At 65.9% G+C, this 16,593-nt stretch carries 18 protein-coding genes and 1 pseudogene; 8 read left to right on the top strand and 11 right to left on the bottom strand.

Translation table 11 applies throughout. From position 1 onward, the window contains the following. Positions 1-33: 33 nt before the first annotated feature. From VNQ78_RS10725 to purC, 8 genes are all read right to left on the bottom strand, one after another. Positions 34-258: a formate dehydrogenase subunit delta gene (locus VNQ78_RS10725; protein ID WP_325689497.1), complete on the bottom strand. Its 225-nt coding sequence runs from the start codon at positions 256-258 to the stop codon at positions 34-36. Further along, complete coding sequence (fdhD, locus tag VNQ78_RS10720; protein WP_325689495.1) at positions 248-1,069, bottom strand: formate dehydrogenase accessory sulfurtransferase FdhD; 822 nt, start codon at positions 1,067-1,069, stop codon at positions 248-250. Before fdhD ends, VNQ78_RS10725 begins: the two co-directional genes overlap by 11 nt. A 7-nt stretch (positions 1,070-1,076) precedes the next feature. Further along, on the bottom strand, positions 1,077-3,956 hold the full coding sequence (gene fdhF, locus VNQ78_RS10715) for a formate dehydrogenase subunit alpha (protein WP_325689493.1): 2,880 nt from the start codon (positions 3,954-3,956) through the stop codon (positions 1,077-1,079). Beyond that, entirely contained in the window at positions 3,953-5,479 is a 1,527-nt protein-coding gene (locus VNQ78_RS10710) for a formate dehydrogenase beta subunit (protein WP_325689491.1), read from the bottom strand. Before VNQ78_RS10710 ends, fdhF begins: the two co-directional genes overlap by 4 nt. After that, the gene (locus tag VNQ78_RS10705; protein ID WP_325689489.1) at positions 5,476-5,955 is read right to left on the bottom strand and encodes a formate dehydrogenase subunit gamma; all 480 of its coding nucleotides are present in this window, start codon (positions 5,953-5,955) and stop codon (positions 5,476-5,478) included. Before VNQ78_RS10705 ends, VNQ78_RS10710 begins: the two co-directional genes overlap by 4 nt. An 81-nt stretch (positions 5,956-6,036) precedes the next feature. After that, a complete protein-coding gene (locus tag VNQ78_RS10700; RefSeq protein ID WP_325689487.1) occupies positions 6,037-6,909 on the bottom strand; it encodes a LysR family transcriptional regulator in 873 nt (290 codons plus the stop codon). 86 nt (positions 6,910-6,995) lie between these two features. Then, the gene (gene purS, locus VNQ78_RS10695; protein WP_325689485.1) at positions 6,996-7,235 is read right to left on the bottom strand and encodes a phosphoribosylformylglycinamidine synthase subunit PurS; all 240 of its coding nucleotides are present in this window, start codon (positions 7,233-7,235) and stop codon (positions 6,996-6,998) included. A gap of 11 nt (positions 7,236-7,246) precedes the next feature. After that, complete coding sequence (gene purC / locus VNQ78_RS10690) at positions 7,247-8,011, bottom strand: phosphoribosylaminoimidazolesuccinocarboxamide synthase (RefSeq protein ID WP_325689483.1); 765 nt, start codon at positions 8,009-8,011, stop codon at positions 7,247-7,249. Positions 8,012-8,159: 148 nt separating this feature from the next. Here purC and VNQ78_RS10685 point away from each other — a divergent pair, with 148 nt between their 5' ends. Beyond that, positions 8,160-8,474 (top strand): DUF1476 domain-containing protein, encoded by a 315-nt coding sequence (locus VNQ78_RS10685; RefSeq protein ID WP_325689481.1) that lies wholly within the window; start codon positions 8,160-8,162, stop codon positions 8,472-8,474. 43 nt (positions 8,475-8,517) lie between these two features. Here VNQ78_RS10685 and VNQ78_RS10680 read toward each other — a convergent pair whose 3' ends face one another. The 3 genes from VNQ78_RS10680 to VNQ78_RS10670 are packed head-to-tail and all read right to left on the bottom strand — an operon-like array spanning position 8,518 to position 10,787. Then, positions 8,518-9,837: an MATE family efflux transporter gene (locus VNQ78_RS10680; protein ID WP_325689479.1), complete on the bottom strand. Its 1,320-nt coding sequence runs from the start codon at positions 9,835-9,837 to the stop codon at positions 8,518-8,520. A 9-nt stretch (positions 9,838-9,846) separates the two neighbouring features. Further along, a complete protein-coding gene (locus VNQ78_RS10675) occupies positions 9,847-10,350 on the bottom strand; it encodes a PaaI family thioesterase (protein ID WP_414694059.1) in 504 nt (167 codons plus the stop codon). A gap of 2 nt (positions 10,351-10,352) precedes the next feature. Further along, the gene (locus VNQ78_RS10670; RefSeq protein WP_325689477.1) at positions 10,353-10,787 is read right to left on the bottom strand and encodes a PaaI family thioesterase; all 435 of its coding nucleotides are present in this window, start codon (positions 10,785-10,787) and stop codon (positions 10,353-10,355) included. A 141-nt stretch (positions 10,788-10,928) separates the two neighbouring features. Between VNQ78_RS10670 and VNQ78_RS10665 the strand changes: the two genes are divergently transcribed. The 7 genes and pseudogenes from VNQ78_RS10665 to VNQ78_RS10635 all read left to right on the top strand — a co-directional run. Further along, positions 10,929-11,339 carry a MerR family DNA-binding transcriptional regulator gene (locus tag VNQ78_RS10665; RefSeq protein ID WP_325689475.1) on the top strand — a complete coding sequence of 137 codons (411 nt, stop codon included), beginning with the start codon at positions 10,929-10,931 and terminating at the stop codon, positions 11,337-11,339. 158 nt (positions 11,340-11,497) lie between these two features. Beyond that, entirely contained in the window at positions 11,498-11,899 is a 402-nt protein-coding gene (locus VNQ78_RS10660) for a MerR family DNA-binding transcriptional regulator (protein WP_325689473.1), read from the top strand. A 16-nt stretch (positions 11,900-11,915) separates the two neighbouring features. After that, positions 11,916-13,694 (top strand): acyl-CoA dehydrogenase C-terminal domain-containing protein, encoded by a 1,779-nt coding sequence (locus tag VNQ78_RS10655; RefSeq protein WP_325689472.1) that lies wholly within the window; start codon positions 11,916-11,918, stop codon positions 13,692-13,694. Between the two features lie 274 nt (positions 13,695-13,968). Beyond that, on the top strand, positions 13,969-14,613 hold the full coding sequence (locus VNQ78_RS10650) for a glutathione S-transferase (protein WP_325689470.1): 645 nt from the start codon (positions 13,969-13,971) through the stop codon (positions 14,611-14,613). After that, on the top strand, positions 14,610-15,821 hold the full coding sequence (locus tag VNQ78_RS10645) for an acetyl-CoA C-acetyltransferase (RefSeq protein WP_325689468.1): 1,212 nt from the start codon (positions 14,610-14,612) through the stop codon (positions 15,819-15,821). Before VNQ78_RS10650 ends, VNQ78_RS10645 begins: the two co-directional genes overlap by 4 nt. Then, entirely contained in the window at positions 15,821-16,321 is a 501-nt protein-coding gene (locus VNQ78_RS10640; RefSeq protein WP_325689466.1) for a cupin domain-containing protein, read from the top strand. The genes VNQ78_RS10645 and VNQ78_RS10640 overlap by 1 nt, the downstream gene beginning before the upstream one ends. Further along, positions 16,318-16,593 (top strand): annotated as a pseudogene (locus tag VNQ78_RS10635) (3-hydroxyacyl-CoA dehydrogenase); the annotation flags it as partial. The gene VNQ78_RS10640 and the pseudogene VNQ78_RS10635, both read left to right, overlap by 4 nt.

Here is a 16,593-nt window from a genome sequence, read left to right as displayed (position 1 = left end):
AGCACGCGCCCCCGGCCGGGGGCAGGGGCAAAATCAGGCGGCATCGGGCAAGCGGACAAAGCGCGCCGCCTCGCGCACGACCGGATCGGCCTCGGCCCCACCTTCGATGTGGCGCACGAAGTCCTGCCGCATCCGCGGTGTCCAGAAGGCGTTGATATGGGCCGCCACCTCCTTGGCCGGCGCGCCGGGCTGGCTGCGGAAGAAATCGGCGATCTGGCCGGCCATGCGGATCAGCTTGTCATTGGGGTTATGGGACATCTCGGCCTCGGCTTCCGGCAATGCGCCGGGGATGGGTGTAGAGTTCGAATGCGGCGCCGCGCGCGCGGGCGATCAGCGTGATTCCAGCCCGGTCGGCCCAGTCGAGCGCGAGGCCGGTGGGCGCGCTTGCCCCGATCAGGACGGGGGCGCCGAGGCGCGCGGCCTTTTGCACCAGATCGACCGAGAGGCGCGAGGACATGACGATCGCGCCCTGCCCCGCGTCGATGCCCCGGCCCGCCAGCGCGCCCGCAAGCTTGTCGAGCGCGTTGTGCCGGCCGACATCCTCGCGCACCAGCGCCCGCCTGCCGTCCCAGAAAGCCGCGCCGTGGATCGCGGGCGTCTCGCGCCGCTTGATCTGCCCGTCGGCCAGCGCATTGACGGCGCGGGCCACGTCCTCGGGCGGCATGGTCCAGCCCGAGGCGACCTCGACGACCGCGGGCAGCGCCACGGCGATGCTGTCGACGCCGCAAAGACCGCAGCCGACCGGACCGAGCATGCTGCGCCGCCGCTCGGCCAGCCGGGCGGCAAGGCCCGGCCGCAGCCACAGCCGCGCCTCGCGCGCGGCAAAGCCGCCGGCCTCGACCTCGACCTCATCGAAACCCTCGACATCGGCGAGCGAGGCGATCAGCCCCTCGGTCAGGCTGAAGCCCAGGGCGAAGTCGCGCAGGTCATGCGGCGTCGCCATCAGGACAGCCTGCGAGGTGCCGTCGATGACGATGGCGACGGGGCATTCCTCGGGGCTGGGCGGCGGGGCGGCGGGGCGCCAGCCATCGCCGTCCCAGCGCAGGGGACCATCTGTCCTGTCCTTCATGCCGCCCTCACTCGGCGGCTTCGGCCAGGATGCGGCGGGCGAGGTCGGAATGGCTGCGATACTCCTCTTGCCAGTCCGACGGGCCGTTCGAGGGGCTGACCTGCACGGCGGTCACCTTGAACTCGGGACAGTTGGTGGCCCAGTCGGAATTGTCCGTGGTCACCACATTGGCCTGAGTCGTCGGGTGATGGAAGGTGGTGTAGACCACACCCGGCGCCACACGCTCGGTAATCAGCGCGCGAAGCGTCGTATCGCCCGAGCGCGAGGCGACGCGCACCCAGTCGCCGTCGCGCACGCCCCGGTTCTCGGCATCCGAGGGATGGATCTCAAGAATATCCTCGGGATGCCAGACCATGTTGTCGGTCCGCCGCGTCTGGGCGCCGACATTGTATTGCGACAGGATCCGCCCGGTGGTCAGAAGCAAGGGGAAGCGCGCCCCGGTGCGTTCCTCGGTCGCGACATATTCGGTGTGGATGAAATGCCCCTTGCCACGCACGAAACCGTCGACATGCATGAGCGGCGTGCCCAGCGGCGCCTTTTCGTTGCAGGGCCATTGCACCGAACCCTCGCGATCCAGCAGGTCATAGCTGACGCCCGAGAAGCTGGGCGTGGTCATCGCGATCTCGGCCATGATCTCGCGCGGGTGGGTATAGGTCCAGTTCCCGCCCAGCCGGTTCGCGAGCATCTGGGTGATCTGCCAGTCCTCATAGCCGTTCTTGGGCGTCATGGCCCGGCGGACCATGTTGATGCGACGCTCGGCATTGGTGAAGGTGCCGTTCTTTTCCAGGAAGGACGATCCCGGCAGGAAGACATGGGCATAGTTCGAGGTCTCGTTCAGGAACAGGTCCTGCACGATCACGATGTCCATGGCTGAAAGCGCCGAGGTGACATGCCGCGTATCCGGGTCGGATTGCACGATATCCTCGCCCTGGCAGTAAAGCCCGCGGAAGCGTCCGGCCAAGGCCTCGTCGAACATGTTCGGGATGCGCAGCCCCGGTTCCGGCGACAGCTCGACCCCCCAGGCGCGTTCATAGATCGCGCGCGTGGCCGGGTCCGAGACATGGCGATAGCCCGGATATTCATGCGGGAAGCTGCCCATGTCGCAGGAGCCCTGCACGTTGTTCTGGCCGCGCAGCGGGTTCACCCCGGTCCCCGGCACGCCGATATTGCCGGTCAGCATGGCAAGGTTCGCAATCGCCATCACCGTGGTCGAACCCTGCGAATGCTCGGTCACGCCAAGGCCGTAATAGATCGAGCCGCGCGGCGCAGCCGCATAGGCCCGCGCCGCCTGACGGATCAGTTCGGCCGGAACCGTGCTGAGCTTTTCGACCTCTTCGGGCGAATGCTTGGGGTCGAGCAGGAATTCGGAATAGGCCAGAAACTCGTCCCAGTCGCAACGGCTGCGGATGAACGCCTCGTCATAGAGCTTCTCGGCCACGATGACATGCGCGATCGAGGTGATGACCGCGACATTGGTGCCCGGCCGCAGCGGCAGATGCAGCCCCTGCCCCATATGCGGGGTGCTGAGCAGGTCGATCTCGCGCGGGTCGATGACGATCAGCCCCGCACCTTGGCGCAGGCGCTTCCTGAGGCGGCTGGCAAAGACCGGATGCCCGTCGGTCGGGTTCGCGCCGATCACCAGCGCCAGATCGGTCTCCTCGACCGAATCGAAGTCATGCGTCCCCGCCGAGGTGCCGAAGGTCGCGCCAAGGCCGTAGCCGGTCGGCGAATGGCAGACGCGGGCGCAGGTATCGGTGTTGTTCGTGTGCAGGACGGCGCGGGCCAGCTTCTGGACCAGATAGGTCTCCTCGTTGGTGCAGCGCGACGAGGTGATGACGCCGACGGAATCCACGCCATGCTCGGCCTGCGTCTTCCGCATCCGCCCGGCCGCGAAATCCAGCGCCTCGTCCCAGCTGACCACCTTCCAGGGATCGGTGATCCTGTCGCGGATCATCGGCTCCAGCATTCGGTCCTGATGCGTGGCATAGCCCCAGGCGAAGCGGCCCTTGACGCAGCTATGGCCACGGTTCGCCTTGCCATCCTTCGACGGCACCATGCGCACCACTTCCTCGCCGCGCATATGCGCGTCGAAGGAGCAGCCGACGCCGCAATAGGCGCAGGTGGTTTTCACGATATGCTCGGGCGTCCCGATCTCGATCACCTTGTTCTCGATCAGCGTCGCCGTCGGGCAGACCTGCACGCAGGCCCCGCAGGAGACGCAATCCGAGCTGAGGAAACTGTCGCTCTCCATCCCGGCGGAAACGCGGCTGTCGAAGCCCCGCCCCTCGATCGTCAGCGCGAAGGTGCCCTGCACCTCCTCGCAGGCCCGCACGCAACGCGAGCAGACGATGCATTTCGCCGGATCGAAGGTGAAATAGGGGTTCGACTGGTCCTTGGGCCGGTATTCGGGGTTCGGCCCCTCGGCGTCGCGGCGGGCGAAGTGGTTCGCCCCCGCCTCATAGCGCACCTCGCGCAGGCCGACCGCGCCCGCCATGTCCTGAAGCTCGCAGTCGCCATTCGCCGCGCAGGTCAGGCAATCGAGCGGATGGTCGCTGATGTAAAGCTCCATCACGCCCTTGCGGATGCGGGCAATGTCATCGGTCTGGGTATGGACGACCATACCCTCGGCCACCGGCGTCGTGCAGGAGGCGGGGGTGCCGCGCATCCCCTCGATCTGCACCACGCAAAGCCGGCACGAGCCGAAGGCGCTGACATGATCGGTCGCGCAAAGCTTCGGGACCGAGATCCCGGCCACCGCCGCCGCCCGCATGACGCTGGTTCCGGCCGGAACCGCAACCGGGATGCCATCGACCAGCAGGTTGACGGTCACGTCGGACTTCGCCGCGGGCGTGCCGAAATCGCGGTCGGGGATGATGAAATCCTTCATTCTGCGGCCTCCTTGACCGGCTCGCGCCGGCCGTCGAAATCTTCGGGGAAATGGGTCAGCGCCGACATCACCGGGAAGGGTGCAAAGCCCCCCAGCGCGCAGAGCGAGCCCCATTTCATCGTGTTGCAAAGATCGGTCAGGACCGGGATCGCCTCGGCATCGCCCGCCGCGATCCGGTCGATCGTCTCGACCCCGCGGACCGAACCGATGCGGCAGGGCGTGCATTTGCCGCAGCTTTCGACGGCGCAGAACTCCATCGCGAAACGGGCAAGCTTCAGCATGTCGGCACTGTCGTCAAAGACCGTGATGCCCGCATGGCCCAAAAGCCCGTCGCGCCCCGCCAGTTCCTCATAGCCGAAGGGCACGTCGAAATCCTTGGCCGGGATATAGGCCCCGAGCGGCCCCCCGACCTGAGCAGCCTTGACCGGCCGCCCGGAGGCCGTGCCACCGCCCACCTCGTTGATGATCTCGCCCAGCGTCATGCCGAAGGCAGCCTCGAAAAGGCCGCCATGCCGCACATTGCCCGAAATCTGGATCGGGATCGTGCCTTTCGACCTCCCGATCCCCAGCTTGGCATATTCCGCCCCGCCCTGCGCCAGGATCCACGGGATCGTCGCCAGCGAGACAAGGTTGTTGACCACGGTGGGCCGCCCAAGGAACCCCTCCAGCGCCGGGATCGGAGGCTTCGCCCTGACGGTGCCGCGCTTGCCCTCGAGGCTGTTCAGCAGGCTCGTCTCCTCGCCGCAGACATAGGCGCCGGCGCCGACTCTGACCTCCATGTCGAAGGCGTGGCCGGAACCCAGCACCGACGGCCCAAGGATGCCCGCCTGCCGCGCCAGCCCGATCGCCGCCTCGGTCACGCGGATCGCGTCGGGATATTCGCTGCGGCAATAGACATAGCCTCGCGTCGCGCCGACCGCGATCCCGGCAATCGCCATCCCCTCGATCAGGGTCAGCGGGTCGCCTTCCATCAGCATACGGTCGGCAAAACTGCCGCTGTCGCCCTCATCGGCATTGCAGACAATGTATTTCTGCGCGGCCTTGGCGCCCGCGACGGTCTTCCACTTGATGCCGGTCGGAAAACCCGCCCCGCCGCGCCCGCGCAGGCCCGATTGGGTGACTTCCTCGACAATCGCCTCCGGCCCCATCGCAATCGCGCGGCGCAGTCCGGCCAGCCCGCCATTCGCCTCGTATTCCTCGACCGAGAGCGGGTCGATCACTCCCACCCGGGCGAAGGTCAGCCGCAGCTGCGCCTTCATCCAGGGCAGCTCCTCGACCGGACCCAGCGCCAGCGGATGATCCTTGCCCGAACGGATCGCCTCGACCAGGACCGCGACATCGCCCGGCTCGACCGGCCCATAGCCATGCCGGACCCCGTCCCGCTCGACCTCGACCAGCGGCTCCAGCCAGATCATGCCGCGCGTTCCATTCCGCGTCACCTCGAAGTCACGCGCAAGCACTGCGGCAACCTCATCCGCGCCCAATGCCTTCGCGGCGGCGTCAAGGGGAACCCAGACCCTCATGCTCCCGCCTCCGCCACCAGCTTCTGCACCTTGGCCAAGGTCGCACGCCCGACCAGCCTCTCGCCCATCTGGGCCGAGGGCGCGCAGGCGCAAAGGCCCAGACAAAACACCGGCTCCAGTGTCAGCCGCCCGTCCGGCGTCGTCTCGTGGAAATCAATGCCCAAGGCCGCGCGAATCTCGGCGGCCAGCGCCTCCGCCCCCATCGACTGGCAGGCCTCGGCCCGGCAAAGCCGCAGCACATGCCTCCCCGAGGGGTGGTCGCGGAAGTCGTGATAGAAGCTGACGACGCCATGAACCTCAGCCCGCGTCATCCCCAGCGCCTCGGCGATTATCGGCTGCGCCGCCTCGGGAACAAAGCCCCATTCGGCCTGAATATCGTGAAGGATCGGCAAAAGCGGCCCCTCGCGATCCTTGTGAAATGTGATGATCGCGTCAAGGCGTTCGCGGAAATCAGCGGGAATCGCTGCAGAAGTCATGGCTAGGTCGGATCCGGGCTCAATTCCTGTACCCAGCAAGCCTAGGCCGGTGCGATAGGCCCAGCAATGTTGAAGTCCCGTCTATTGATTGGACTTTTCTATCAATCCCGCCGATTTCAGCAGCGCCTCGACCAGCGGCGGATGCGGCTCGCGCCGTGCCGTCACCAGCCCGACCATGTGACCCTTGCCGGTCAGGTTCCGCGCCGTCACCCCCTCGGGCAAAGGCAGGCCGCGCGCCAGGCTCCGCGGCAGGATCGCGGCCCAGTCGCCGGTCGCCACATGGGCAAGGATCGCCAGCATCGAGGTCGACTCGACCCGCGGCAGCGCATCCGCCCCGGCCTCCAGCAGATGACGCGTGACGATACGGCGGTTCTGCATGTCAGGGGTCAGCAGGCAAAGCGGCCGTTCCGCCGCCTCCGCCCAGTCGACCGGCCCCGAGGCGCTGTCGCGCGCGATCAGGCAGTAGGTCTCGCGGTAAAGCGGCAGGGCCGAAACCCGCCCCAGCGGCTCGCTGTCCAGATAGGTCACGCCGGCATCCAGCTCCAGCGCCTCGATCTCTTCGCGGATCTCGTCCGAGGACCGCGACAGGATCGACACCCGCGCCTCGGGATGGCGATGCAGAAAAGGACCGGTCAATTCCACGATGCGCGGCATGGCGGTCGGGATGACACCCAGCCGCAAAAGCCCGGTGACGCCCTTGCGGCTCGCCTGCATCTCGGCCTGCATGGTGCGGGCATCGCCGACGATGCGCCGCGCCCAGCCCAGCACCCGCTCACCCTCGGGGGTCAGCCCCTGAAAGCGCGACCCGCGCCGGACCAGCTGCACGCCAAGCTGCTCCTCCAGTGACTTGATCGCCGAGGACAGCGTCGGCTGGGTAATTCCCAGCACCTCGGCCGCGCGGCCGAAATGCTCCTCGCGGGCAAGGACCATGAACATGGACAGCTTGTCGATCACGAGGCGCGCGCCCTCCCCAAGCGCCCGTCTTCACCGTTTCCGAAATACCCCCGGGGTCCGGGGGCGGCGCCCCCGGCGGCGAGGTTTCAGACGATCTCGACGGCGTATTTCTCGATCACGGTATTGGCCAGCAGGCCCTCGCACATGCGCGCGACCTCGGCCTTGGCCGCATCGGCGTCGCCCGAGGTCAGGTCAAGCTCGATCACCTTGCCCTGCCGCACCCCGGAGACCCCCGAAAAGCCAAGTCCGCCAAGGGCATGGCGGATCGCCTCGCCCTGCGGGTCCAGAACGCCATCCTTCAGCATGATGGTGACACGGGCTTTCATCGGCGGGCCTTTCAGTTGATCAGCGTAGGCTTGGTGATATTGGTGGTGTTGGCGGGCATCAGACCCAGCCGGCGCGCCACCTCGGTATAGGCGTCGGTCAGGCTGCCAAGGTCGCGGCGGAACACGTCCTTGTCGAGCTTCTGCCCGGTCTTCACGTCCCAGAGACGGCACGAATCCGGGCTGATCTCGTCGGCAACGACAAGGCGCATGAAATCGCCGTCCCAGATCCGGCCGATCTCGATCTTGAAGTCGATCAGCTTGATCCCGGCGCCGAAGAACACGCCCGACAGGAAGTCGTTCACCCTGAGCGCGAGGCTCACGATATCGTCCAGATCCTGCTGCGAGGCCCAGCCGAAGGCGATGATATATTCTTCGGAAACGAAGGGATCGCCCAGCTCGTCGTTCTTGAAGCTGTATTCGACGATCGGGCGCGGCAGGGGCGTGCCCTCCTCCATGCCCAGACGCTTGGCGATGGACCCGGCGGCAAAGTTCCGCACGATCACTTCCAGCGGGATGATCTCGACCTGACGGACCAACTGCTCGCGCATGTTGATGCGGCGGATGAAGTGGTTCGGCACGCCGATATTGGTCAGCCCGGTCATGAAGAACTCGGACAGGCGGTTGTTCAGCACGCCCTTGCCCTCGATCGTGGCCTTTTTCTGGGCGTTGAAGGCAGTGGCGTCATCCTTGAAATACTGGATCAGGGTGCCGGGCTCGGTGCCTTCGTAAAGGATCTTCGCCTTGCCTTCGTAGATTTTCTTGCGCCTTGGTGCCATGCTGCGCGTCTCCCGTCCGCAAGGTCAGTGATATTCTTCTGGCGCTATAGGCCAGAATGAGGGTCATGGGCAATACGGGCTTGCGATGTAGCCCTCCTGCAAGCATACCATGGGAACGTGTCGAACCGACACGGACGAGGAGGCCCCGATGACGACTTTCGACGAGCGTGAGCGCTCTTACGAGGCGAAATTCGCCCGTGATGCCGAGTTGAATTTCAAGGCAGAGGCACGCCGCAACCGCCTGCTCGGCGAATGGGCGGCCACCCTTCTGGGAAAGACCGGCGACGACGCTCGTGCCTATGCGCTGACCGTGGTGACTTCGGATTTCGACGAGCCGGGGGACGAGGACGTCTTCCGCAAGCTCGCCAAAGACCTCGACGGCAAGATCGAGGAGGCCGCCTTGCGCGCCAAGATGGCCGAGCTGCGCCTGATGGCGCGCGAACAGATCGTGCGGGAACTCTGAGGCACAAGGCACTGTAATTCCACTAAGGAAGGCGGTCGGCCCGTCAGGCGCCGGCCCTCGCCACCTGCGGATAGAGGCGCCACATCGTCACCCCGCGCAACGCGTTCAGCGCCATCAGAGCCGCCCAGAGCCCGTGATTGCCCATGAAGCGCGGCAGCACCAGAACCAGCACCGCATAGATCCCGACCGCGACGATCATGGCATTGCGCATCTCGCGCGTGCGCGTCGCCCCGATGAAGATGCCGTCGAGCATCCATGACGCGACCCCGATCAGCGGCGCCGCCACTAGCCAGGGCAGATAGTGCCGCGCCTCGGCCCGGACATCGGGCGCCGTAGTCAGCAGATCAATGATCGCGGGTCCGAAAAGCGCGAAGACCAGCGCCAGCAGCAAGGCGCCGATGCCCCCGAGCTGCGAGCTTTTCAGCGCCGCCTCGCGCAGCCGGTCGGGCCGGCGCGCGCCGACGGCCTGCCCGACCAGCGATTCGGCCGCGAAGGCGAAGCCGTCCAGCAGATAGGCGACGAAGGACAGGAATTGCAGCAAGACCTGATTTGCCGCGAGCGTCGTGTCCCCCTGCCCGGCCGCGAGGAACATGAAGCTGGTGAACGAGCCCTGCAGCAGGACCGAGCGGATCAGGATGTCGCCATTCACCCGCCAGAGCCGCCTGAGCGGTTCGGCCGCGAAAAGCCCGGCCCGCAGGCCCGGCCGGATCGCTTCGCGCGCGAACCACAGCGCCAGCGCCAGACCCGACCATTCCGCGATCAGCGTCGCCGTCGCCACCCCGCCGACACCCCAGCCAAGGCCCAGGACGAACCACAGGTCGAGGACCACGTTCAACCCGTTCATCACCAGTTGCAGCACGAAGACCAGTCGCGTCCGCTCCAGCGCGATCAGCCAGCCGGTCAGCGCATAAAGCCCGATCGTGGCGGGCGCGCCCCAGATGCGGATGGAAAGATAGGTCCGCGCCATCTCCTCGACCTCGGCCGAGGCCGGGGCAAGGCGCAGCGCGCCCGCGACCAGCACGCCCTGCATCAGGATCAGGCCGAAGCCCGCCGCCGCAGCGATGACCAGCGCCCGGATCAGATGCGCCGCGACTTCGGCCCGGTCGCCCGCGCCATGCGCCTGCGCGACCAGCCCCGACGTGCCCATGCGCAGGAAGCCGAAGACCCAGTAGACCGAGGTGAGGATCACCGCGCCCAACCCCACCGCCCCGATCGGCGCGGCCTCGCCCAGCCTGCCGATGACGCCGGTATCGACAGCCCCCAGCAAAGGCACCGTCGCGTTCGAAAGCACGATGGGCAGCGCGATCGCCAGCACGCGCCGATAGGTCAGCGCGCCCCCGGTCGCCGCGCCGACCGCGCTCAAGCCAGAGCCTCAGCCATTCTGCGGCATCAGGAAATGCCCGGTCGCCTGCGCGAAAAGCCGGGTGCGCTGGTCCTGCCACGCCTCGACCTGCACGCTGGCATAGCGCCGGCCGGACCGCACCACGCGGGCCCGCGCATAGGCATCGCGCGGCAGACCCGAGCGCAGGTAATCCACGGTGAAGTCGATGGTTTTCGGCAGGCGCGGCAGGCTGTCGGGCATGGCGGCATCGGGCGCGATCCGCCCCTGCTCCATGTCCTCCCAGATCGCGGTCCATGTCAGTTCGACCATCGCCGCCACTTCGAGGAACGCGGCCGTGGCCCCGCCATGAATGGCGGGCAGCATCGGATTGCCGATCAGCTTCTCGTTGAAGGGCAGGATCGCGGTCAGCTCATCCCCGCGGCGGTCGAACTGGATGCCCAGCCAGCGGATATAGGGCACGCTCGCGACCAGCGCATTCAGCGTGTTGTTCCGGCGCGACTTGATCGCGGCAAGGGGTTCGTTGCGGTCGGCCATGATCAGCGCTCGAAGGTGAAGGCGCCGGTGGCCGAAGCCACGGGCCGGGTTTCGTCCTCGTCCATCGCCCAGGCGCGGACAAAGGCGACGCTGCGGGTGACGTGATAGCATTCGGCCCGCGCCCTGATCCCATGCCGGGGCGTCGCCGCCCGCATGTAGTCGATCCTGAGGTCAATGGTCGCGGTCATCCTGGGCCCGTCGGGATGGGCCATCACCGCCGCACCGCAGCAGGTGTCCATCAGGGCCGAGATCACCCCGCCATGGATCACGCCGCTATGCGGATCGCCGACCAGATCCGGGTTCCAGGGCAGCGAAATCTCGGCGCCGCTGGGCGAGAGATCGTCAAGCGACATCCCCAGCGCCTTGGCATGGGGAATCGCCTCGATGAACTGCCGCGCGATGCGTCGGCGCTGGTCCGATGCGCTTTCCTCGGTCATCACGGTCTCATTTTCCGAATGTGTTCATTGTTTATCAGGCTTATCCCCCCCACCTTGCTGTAACAAGGCCGCTTCCTTGCGGATAGTTGAGTTTGCGCAGACCCTCGGCTAGGTTTGGCGCCAAGATCGGCAGGTCCATTCATGACAGACAACGATTTCATCACGTTCAAGGAGATGTGCGCGCGCTTCGACGTGACGCCGCGAACCTTGCGCTATTACGAATATATCGAACTGCTCAGCCCCCGGAAGGAGGGCCGGTCGCGCTTCTATGGCCCGCGCGAGATCGCGCGGATGAAGCTGATCCTGCGCGGCCGCCGCTTCGGCTTCTCGCTCGAGGATATCCGGCAATGGCTGCTGATCTACGGCGAGAAAGGCACCCATGAGCAATACAAGGTCTGGATCGACTTTGCGAACCGGCAACTGGACGTGCTGACCCAGCAGCGCGACGAGATCGAGGGCGCGATCAACGACCTGCGCGCCCTGCGTGACGAAACCACCCAGATCCTCGCGAACATGGATCTGGAGGCGCAGAAGAACACGAAATCCGCCTGACGGCAGCGTAAGGCAGCGGCTTTGCGACGCCCGGCGGGAAACCTCGCCGGGCGCTTTCCATTTCTGGCCCCCGGCTCTGACGCCACGTCGCAGCTTACGCGCACGTCAACCTGACCTATATTCGACTCGAGCGACTGGAACCTTCGGGAGGGACGGCCATGAGCGATCAGTTGATGACCATCCGCCAGATGTGCGACGCCTTCGACGTCACGCCGCGCACCCTTCGTTTCTATGAATCCCGGGAATTGATCTTCCCCGAACGCCGCGGCCAGAACCGGTTCTACGGCCGCTCGGACCGCGCCCGGCTGACGCTGATCCTGCGCGGCAAACGCTTCGGCTTCTCGCTCGAACAGATCCGCCAATTGCTGGAACTCTACGACCCGGCCGAGCGCAATGTCACCCAGACCGAAGCGACGCTTGCCACCGCGCGCGAGCGGCTGGCCGACATGGAACGCCAGCATCGCGAGCTTGAAACCGCCATCACCGACCTTCGCCAGCAGATCGCCTCGGGCGAAGGCTGGCTTGCCGACCTTAAATCCGAAGCCCGCAATCGGGCCTGAATTCCCCGGAGGACACATGACCATCTACAACGCCCCCGTGCGCGACATCCAGTTCATCCTGCATGATGTGCTCGGGATCTCGCAGCAGGACGTGCCGGGCTATGCCGATCTCGACCGGGAATTCACCGAGGCGATCCTCGAGGCCGCAGGCAAGCTCGCCTCCGAGGTGCTGGCGCCCCTGAACGCGGTCGGCGACCAGCAGGGCTGCCACTTGGAAAACGGTGTCGTGCGCACGCCCGAGGGCTTCAAGGCGGCCTTCGACCAGGTCCGCGAAGGCGGCTGGACCGCGCTCGACTGCGACCCGGAATTTGGCGGCCAGGGGATGCCCTATGTGGTGGGCCTGTCGGCGGGCGAGTTCTTCAGCGCCTCGAACATGGCCTTCGCCATGTATCAGGGCCTGACCCACGGCGCCTACTCCGCCATCCACACCCATGGCACCGACGAGCAGAAGGCGACCTACCTGCCGAAGATGGTCAGCTGCGAATGGACCGGGACCATGAACCTGACCGAGCCCCATGCCGGCACGGATCTGGGTCTTCTGCGCACCAAGGCCGAGCCGCAGGCGGATGGCAGCTATCTGATCACCGGACAGAAGATTTTCATCTCGGCCGGCGACCACGACATGTCCGAAAACGTCATCCACCTCGTCCTGGCGAAGGCTCCGAGCGGCGGGGCGGGAACGCGGGGCATCTCGCTTTTCATCGTGCCGAAGTTCCTGGTGAACGCGGATGGCGCGCCTGGCGAGCGCAACAAGGTCTCGGTCGGCAATCTCGAGCACAAGATGGGCATCCACGGCAACTCGACCTGCGTGATGAACTATGACGGGGCGAAAGGCTGGCTGCTCGGCGACCTTCACAAGGGCATGAAAGCCATGTTCACGATGATGAACGAGGCGCGGATCGGCGTCGGCCTGCAAGGCTATGCGGTGGCGGACGCGGCCTATCAGAACGCGGTCGCCTATGCCCGCGACCGCTTGCAGGGCCGCGCGGTCACCGGGGACGCAAACCCGGCCGGCCCCGCCGATCCGCTGATCGTCCATCCCGACATCCGCCGCAACCTGATGGACCAGAAAAGCTTCCTCGAAGGGGCGCGAATGTTGGCTACCTGGTGCGCGCATCTGATCGACCGCAGCCATATTGCGGAGGATGCCGAGGCCGAAGGCCTGGTCTCGCTGCTGACGCCGGTGGTCAAGGGCTTCCTGACCGACAAGGGGTTCGAGACCACGGTGCTCGCCCAGCAGGTCTTCGGCGGCCATGGCTTCATCGAGGAACAGGGCATGTCGCAGTTCGTGCGCGACAGCCGCATCACCATGATCTACGAGGGCGCGAACGGCGTCCAGGCGCTGGACCTTGTCGGCAGGAAGCTCGCCGCCGAGGGCGGAAAGCCGATGATGCGCTTCTTCGAACTCGTCAAGGCCGAGATCAAGACCCATGAAGCGGACGAGGAATTGCGCGCAGGCTTCCTCGATCCCCTCAAATCAGCCTCGAAACATCTCCAGACGGCAACCATGTTCTTCATGGAACAGGCCATGAAAAACCCGAACGCGGCGCTCGCGGGTTCCTATGACTTCATGCATCTCTTCGGCCATGTGGCCCTGGGGCTGATGTGGACCCGGATGGCCGCCGCATCCCGCAAGGCGCTTGCCGAAGGCGCATCGGACGGCGATTTCTACGAAAGCAAGATCGCCACCGGCCGCTACTACATGGCTCGCCAATTGCCGATGACCGCAACGCATCTCGCGCGGATCCAGTCCGGTGCGGACCCGGTCATGGCCTTGGCCGAGGATCGGTTCTGACCGGAAAACCCTGTGAGAGCGGCAAGCATGGCATGGGTATTTATGAAACGGTGAAACACGAAAGTCGCGCCCCGGACTGCCGGGCCCTCCCTGCGGGACAGCGGAATGCCGGGCAACCGGGGCGCTTTCACCGTTTGCGGTCATCGGCTCCCCACCCTGTACCGCGAATCCGAGACTAGGGTGGATCGGTTAAGACAAACCTAACCGCTTCACCGTTTTCAAAATACCCGATCGCGGCAGCGGTCGCTGTCGAAAGGCTGGAGGAGGAAAACACATGGTGGCAAAACTTCACTGCTTCGGAGAGTCCGGCCACTCCTACAAGGTGGCGATGATGATGGAGATGACCGGGCAGCCCTGGCAGCCGATCTTCGTCGATTTCTTCGGCGGAGCCACCCGCAGCTCCGATTACCGCAACAGCCTGAACGAGATGGGCGAAGCGCCGGTGCTTGTCGAGGATGGGCAAGTCCTGACCCAATCCGGCGTCATCCTGCTGCATCTTGCCGAAAGGAGTGGCCGCTTCCTCGACGGTGACCGTAACGAGATCTTGCGCTGGTTGTTCTGGGACAATCACAAGGGGTCCGCGCAATTCGGCACCCTGCGCTTCCTGATGAACTTCCTGCCGCCCGAGAAGCGCCCGCCCGAAGTCATCGCCTTCCTGCAGGGCCGCGTGCGCGCGGCGTTGAAGACCCTCGACGGACATCTTGAGGGCCGGACATGGCTGGTGGGCGGGCAGGCAACCATCGCCGACCTCTCATGCTGCAGCTATCTCTATTATCCCGAGCCGTTCGGCTTCGAGCGCAGCAAATGGCCCCATATCGACGCCTGGCTGGACCGGATTGCGGAACTGCCCGGCTGGAAACACCCCTATGATCTGATGCCCGGAAACCCTGCGGACCGGGCAGCGAAGGAGGACGCATGACCGACGCATATATCTACGACGCCGCCCGCACCCCGCGCGGCAAGGGCCGCGCCGATGGCAGCCTGCACGAAGTCACCTCGGTCGCGCTCTCGGCGCGGCTCCTGAACGCGGTCAAGGAGCGCAATGGCCTCGAAGGGCACGCGGTCGAGGACGTGATCTGGGGCAACGTCACCCAGGTCAAGGAACAGGGCGGCTGCCTCGCGCGCTCCGCCGTGCTGGAATCCGATCTCGACCAGTCGATCCCGGGGCTCGCGATCAACCGCTTCTGCGCCAGCGGCATGGAGGCGGTGAACCTCGCCGCGAACCAGATCAAGGGCGGCGCGGGCCAGGCCTATATCGCCGGCGGGGTCGAGATGATGGGCCGCGTTGCCATGGGCAGCGACGGGGCCGCGATCGCGGTCGATCCATCCCTGACCTTCAAGACCTATTTCGTGCCGCAGGGCATCTCGGCCGACATCATCGCCACCGAATACGGCTTCACCCGCGAAGAAGCCGATGCGCTCGCCGTCGAATCCCAGCGCCGCGCGGCATTGGCATGGCAGGAGAACCGCTTTGCGAAATCCATCGTGCCGGTCCTTGACCAGAACGGGCTGACCATCCTCGGCCGCGACGAATACATGCGCCCCGGCACCAGCGTCGAGGATCTGGCGAAGCTCAAGGCCAGCTTCAAGGAGATGGGCGAGATGATGCCCGGCTTCGACAAGGTCGCGATGCTGAAATACCCCCATCTCGACCATATCGAGCATATCCACCATGCCGGGAACAGCTCGGGCATCGTCGATGGCGCCGCGGCCGTGCTGATCGGGAACGCGGAATTCGGCAAGGCCCATGGCCTGAAACCCCGCGCCCGCATCCGCGCCACCGCCAAGATCGGCACCGACCCGACGATCATGCTGACCGGCCCGGTCCCGGTGACCGAGAAGATCCTGCGCGATAGCGGCATGTCGATCTCGGACATCGACCTTTTCGAGGTGAACGAGGCCTTCGCCTCGGTCGTCTTGCGCTTCATGCAGGCCTTCCAGGTCGATCCCGGCATCGTCAACGTGAATGGCGGCGCGATCGCCATGGGCCATCCGCTTGGTGCGACCGGCGCGATCATCATCGGCACCCTGCTTGATGAGCTTGAGCGGCAGGACAAGACCGTCGGCCTCGCCACGCTCTGCATCGCCTCGGGCATGGGCGCCGCCACCATCATCGAGCGGGTGTGATGGCGAAAATCGACATCGAAGCCGCCCCGATCAAGCGGGGCACCACCTTCATGCCGGAACCCTTCGCCGCGCAGCTCGACGGGCGCTGGATGTATCGTCTGGGGGATCAGGCCGGCCTGACGCAATTCGGCGTCAATATCGTCACGGTCGAACCCGGCCGGATCAGTTCGATGCGGCATTGGCACCTGCAAGAGGATGAATTCGCCATCGTGCTCGAGGGCGAGTTGATCCTCGCCGAGGATGGCGGCGAGACCGTCATGCGCGCAGGCGATTGTGCCGCCTGGCAGGCCGGGATAGCGGTCGGCCATCACTTCGTGAACCGGACCGATCGTCCGGCGCGCTTCCTGGTCGTCGGCGGCAAGGCTGGCGACGAAGTGGTCACCTATACCGAAACCGACATGCAGCTGCGGCTGCAGGACGGTTCTGCGCGCATTACCCATCACGACGGCAGCGACTGGAGCGGCCCCCGCGACCTCGCGCCGAAGGGAGAGACAGAATGACCGATTTCACCATGCAGAAGGACGCCGATGGCGTCGCCGTCATCACCTGGGACGTGCCGGGCAAGTCGATGAACGTGCTGAGCCTCGACGGCGCGGCGGCCCTGAGCGGGCTGATCGACGACGCGCTGTCGGATGACGCCGTCAAGGGCATCGTCATCACCTCGGGCAAGAAGGATTTCGCCGGAGGCATGGACCTGAACGTCATCGCAAAGATGAAAGAAGGCGGCGCGCAGGCGGTCTTTGACGGCGTGATGACGCTCCACCACCTGCTG

This window comes from Paracoccus sp. (in: a-proteobacteria), from assembly GCF_035556475.1.
Classification (GTDB): Bacteria; Pseudomonadota; Alphaproteobacteria; order Rhodobacterales; family Rhodobacteraceae; genus Paracoccus.
This window is presented reverse-complemented; position numbering and strand designations above follow the sequence as displayed.

Coding starts and splice junctions, on each gene's coding strand:
- VNQ78_RS10725 (WP_325689497.1), bottom strand. CDS start 258: ATGTCCCATAACCCCAATGACAAGCTGATCCGCATGGCCGGCCAGATC.
- fdhD (WP_325689495.1), bottom strand. CDS start 1,069: ATGAAGGACAGGACAGATGGTCCCCTGCGCTGGGACGGCGATGGCTGG.
- fdhF (WP_325689493.1), bottom strand. CDS start 3,956: ATGAAGGATTTCATCATCCCCGACCGCGATTTCGGCACGCCCGCGGCG.
- VNQ78_RS10710 (WP_325689491.1), bottom strand. CDS start 5,479: ATGAGGGTCTGGGTTCCCCTTGACGCCGCCGCGAAGGCATTGGGCGCG.
- VNQ78_RS10705 (WP_325689489.1), bottom strand. CDS start 5,955: ATGACTTCTGCAGCGATTCCCGCTGATTTCCGCGAACGCCTTGACGCG.
- purS (WP_325689485.1), bottom strand. CDS start 7,235: ATGAAAGCCCGTGTCACCATCATGCTGAAGGATGGCGTTCTGGACCCG.
- purC (WP_325689483.1), bottom strand. CDS start 8,011: ATGGCACCAAGGCGCAAGAAAATCTACGAAGGCAAGGCGAAGATCCTT.
- VNQ78_RS10685 (WP_325689481.1), top strand. CDS start 8,160: ATGACGACTTTCGACGAGCGTGAGCGCTCTTACGAGGCGAAATTCGCC.
- VNQ78_RS10675 (WP_414694059.1), bottom strand. CDS start 10,350: ATGGCCGACCGCAACGAACCCCTTGCCGCGATCAAGTCGCGCCGGAAC.
- VNQ78_RS10670 (WP_325689477.1), bottom strand. CDS start 10,787: ATGACCGAGGAAAGCGCATCGGACCAGCGCCGACGCATCGCGCGGCAG.
- VNQ78_RS10665 (WP_325689475.1), top strand. CDS start 10,929: ATGACAGACAACGATTTCATCACGTTCAAGGAGATGTGCGCGCGCTTC.
- VNQ78_RS10660 (WP_325689473.1), top strand. CDS start 11,498: ATGAGCGATCAGTTGATGACCATCCGCCAGATGTGCGACGCCTTCGAC.
- VNQ78_RS10655 (WP_325689472.1), top strand. CDS start 11,916: ATGACCATCTACAACGCCCCCGTGCGCGACATCCAGTTCATCCTGCAT.
- VNQ78_RS10650 (WP_325689470.1), top strand. CDS start 13,969: ATGGTGGCAAAACTTCACTGCTTCGGAGAGTCCGGCCACTCCTACAAG.
- VNQ78_RS10645 (WP_325689468.1), top strand. CDS start 14,610: ATGACCGACGCATATATCTACGACGCCGCCCGCACCCCGCGCGGCAAG.
- VNQ78_RS10640 (WP_325689466.1), top strand. CDS start 15,821: ATGGCGAAAATCGACATCGAAGCCGCCCCGATCAAGCGGGGCACCACC.